Annotated in this window: 2 protein-coding genes; one reads left to right on the top strand and one right to left on the bottom strand. The window is 72.8% G+C overall.

The genetic code is table 11. The annotated features are described in order from the left end of the window. Positions 1 to 138: 138 nt before the first annotated feature. Positions 139 to 495: a DUF488 domain-containing protein gene (locus Q0112_RS08135; RefSeq protein ID WP_297973764.1), complete on the bottom strand. Its 357-nt coding sequence runs from the start codon at positions 493 to 495 to the stop codon at positions 139 to 141. A gap of 332 nt (positions 496 to 827) precedes the next feature. On the opposite strand from Q0112_RS08135, the gene alaS reads away from it, so the two are divergent. Beyond that, the coding region (gene alaS / locus Q0112_RS08140; RefSeq protein WP_297973767.1) for an alanine--tRNA ligase at positions 828 to 3,293 on the top strand (2,466 nt) is incomplete at its 3' end.

Raw genomic sequence — 3,293 nt, forward strand, 5'->3', positions numbered from 1 at the left:
CCTTGTTCACCATGACACCATGCGCACGAAACAGGAACATTGCAAGACGAATTCGTCTCGAAGGCAAGGCTTTCCACCGCTGGGTTAACGGCGGATGAAGGTGCGGCAACGGGCCATGCGCGGCATGCCCGGGACGCGCTATCCGGGGCGCTCGAGCAGCATGTCGCGCAGCACGGCGGCGCTGCTCCTCTCGGTGTCCCGGGCGGCGAAAACGAGGGTGAGCGGGCCCTGGCGCGCCAGCGCGCGCAGCCGCTCGACCTCGGGGGCGTGGCCGGCGAGCTCGGCGCGGTAGCGGCTGCGGAACTCCTCCCAGCGGGCGGGGTCGTGGTTGTACCACTTGCGCAGACCGGGGCTCGGGGCGATGTCGCGCTCCCAGCCGGCGAGATCGGCCTCGGCCCTGGTCACGCCGCGCGGCCAGAGGCGCTCGACGAGGACGCGGGTGCCGTCGGTCGGCGAGGCCGGCTCGTAGGCGCGCTTCAGGCGTATGTCGGGCATGGGCACCTCCTCGACGGCGGGGATGCTCCGGCTCACCAGCAAACAGATGCCCCCGGGCCTGTCTGCCGGAACCGCCGTCGCGTTCTGCCCTGCCTGAGCCGGGAGCCGGGCGGGGTCAAGGCCGAGCCGCCGCAAGCGGCGGTGCGTGCCGCAGCCTTGACCCCGCCCGGCTCCCGGCTCGTCCAGGCGCCACGCGACGGCGGCTCCGGCAAACAGGCCCTGACCGAGGGACGACAGCGGCGCAGGGAGGGGGTGCGGGGCCGATGGACTCCGCGTTGGCGGGAGGCTAACACTCCTGACCGCGCGCGAGCGCCTGCACGGACCACGGGATCATGGCGAGCCTCAACGATATCCGCTCCACCTTCCTCGACTATTTCGCGGCGCAGGGGCACCGGGTGGTGCCTTCCTCGCCGCTGGTGCCGAGGAACGACCCGACGCTCATGTTCACCAACGCCGGCATGGTGCAGTTCAAGAACGTCTTCACCGGGCTCGAGAAGCGCGACTACGTGCGGGCGGCGACCAGCCAGAAGTGCGTGCGCGCCGGCGGCAAGCACAACGACCTCGACAACGTCGGCTATACCGCGCGGCACCACACCTTCTTCGAGATGCTCGGCAACTTCTCCTTCGGCGACTATTTCAAGGAGGGCGCCATCCCCTTCGCCTGGGAGCTGCTGACCCGGGAGTTCGGGCTGCCGAAGGAGCGGCTCCTCGTCACCGTCTACCACGACGACGACGACGCGGCGGCGATCTGGAAGAAGGTGGCCGGGCTGCCGGACGAGCGGATCATCCGCATCCCGACCATGGACAATTTCTGGATGATGGGGCCGACCGGCCCCTGCGGCCCCTGCTCGGAGATCTTCTACGATCACGGCGAGGGCATCCCCGGCGGGCCGCCGGGGAGCCCGGACGAGGACGGCGACCGGTTCGTCGAGATCTGGAACCTCGTCTTCATGCAGTTCGAGCAGTTCGAGGACGGCGCCCGTGTGCCGCTGCCGCGGCCGTCGATCGACACCGGCATGGGGCTCGAGCGGGTCGGCGCGGTGCTGCAGGGCAAGCACGACAACTACGACACCGACCTGATGCGGGCGCTGATCGAGGCCTCGGCGCAGGCGACGCACAGCGACCCGGACGGGCCGGGCAAGGTGCACCACCGGGTGATCGCCGACCATCTGCGCTCGACCTCCTTCCTGATCGCCGACGGGGTGCTGCCGTCGAACGAGGGGCGGGGCTACGTGCTCCGGCGGATCATGCGGCGGGCGATGCGGCATGCGCATCTCATCGGCGCCGAGGATCCGGTGATGTGGCGGCTGGTGCCGGCGCTGGTCGCGCAGATGGGCCGGGCCTTCCCGGAGCTGCCGCGGGCGCAGGCGCTGATCGAGGAGACGCTGCTCTCCGAGGAGACGCGGTTCAAGGCGACGCTGGAACGGGGCCTCAGGATGCTCGACGACGAGCTGGGGCGGCTGCCGTCGGGGGCGGCGCTGCCGGGGGCGACGGCCTTCCGGCTCTACGACACCTACGGGTTTCCGCTCGACCTGACGCAGGACGCGCTGCGCGAGAAGGGGCGGGTGGTGGACACCCAGGGCTTCGAGGCGGCGATGGCCGAGCAGAAGGCCAAGGCGCGCGCCGCCTGGGCCGGCTCGGGCGAGGCGGCGGACGAGGCGATCTGGTTCGACCTCGCCGAGCGGCACGGGCCGACCGAGTTCCTCGGCTACGACACCGAGGCGGCCGAGGGGCAGGTGCTGGCGCTGGTCGTCGGCGGCAGGCCGGTCGCGACGGCCGGGATCGGGGTCGAGGTGCAGGTGGTGCTGAACCAGACCCCCTTCTATGCCGAGCAGGGCGGGCAGGTGGGCGACGCGGGCGTGCTGCGCACCGACAAGGGGCGGGTGCGGGTCACTGACGTGCGCAAGAAGGCCGGGCTCTTCGTGCACCAGGGCCGGGTCGAGGAGGGCGAGCTGGCGCAGGGGGCGGCGGCCGAGCTCGTCGTCGACCACGAGCGGCGGGCGGCGATCCGGGCCAACCATTCGGCGACGCATCTGCTGCACGAGGCGCTCAGGCGGGCGCTGGGCGAGCATGTGGCGCAGCGCGGCAGCCTGGTGGCGCCGGACCGGCTGCGCTTCGACTTCGCGCACCCGAAGGCGATGACGGCGGAGGAGCAGGCGCGGGTCGAGGCGGAGGTGAACGCCTACGTGCGGCAGAATACGCCGGTCGAGACGCGGATCATGACGCCGGAGGCGGCGGAGAGGCTCGGGGCGCGGGCGCTCTTCGGCGAGAAGTACGGCGACGAGGTGCGGGTGGTGGCGATGGGCGCGCGGCCGGGCAGCGGGCTCGGCGCGGCGGGCGACACCTATTCGCTCGAGCTCTGCGGCGGGACGCATGTGGCGCGGACCGGCGACATCGGCACCTTCAGGCTCGTCTCCGAGGCGGCTTCGGCCTCGGGGGTGCGGCGGGTCGAGGCGCTGACCGGCGAGGGGGCGCGGCGGCAGATCGCGGCCGACGAGGCGGCGCTGGCCGAGGCGGCGGGGCTGCTCCGGGCGCGGCCGGACGAGCTGGCCGAGCGGGTCAGGGCGCTCCTCGACGAGCGCAAGGCGCAGGGGGCGGAGATCGCCGAGCTGCGCCGGCGGCTGGCGATGGCCGGCGGGCCGGCGGAGGCGAAGGGGCCGGAGACGGTGGCCGGCGTGCCCTTCCTGGCGCAGACGCTGGCGGGGGTCTCCGGCAAGGACCTGCGCGGGCTGATCGACGAGCACAAGGCGCGGCTGGGGTCGGGGGTGGTGCTGCTCGTGGCCGACACCGGCGGCAAG

This window comes from uncultured Amaricoccus sp. (assembly GCF_937858865.1).
Lineage (GTDB): Bacteria > Pseudomonadota > Alphaproteobacteria > Rhodobacterales > Rhodobacteraceae > Amaricoccus.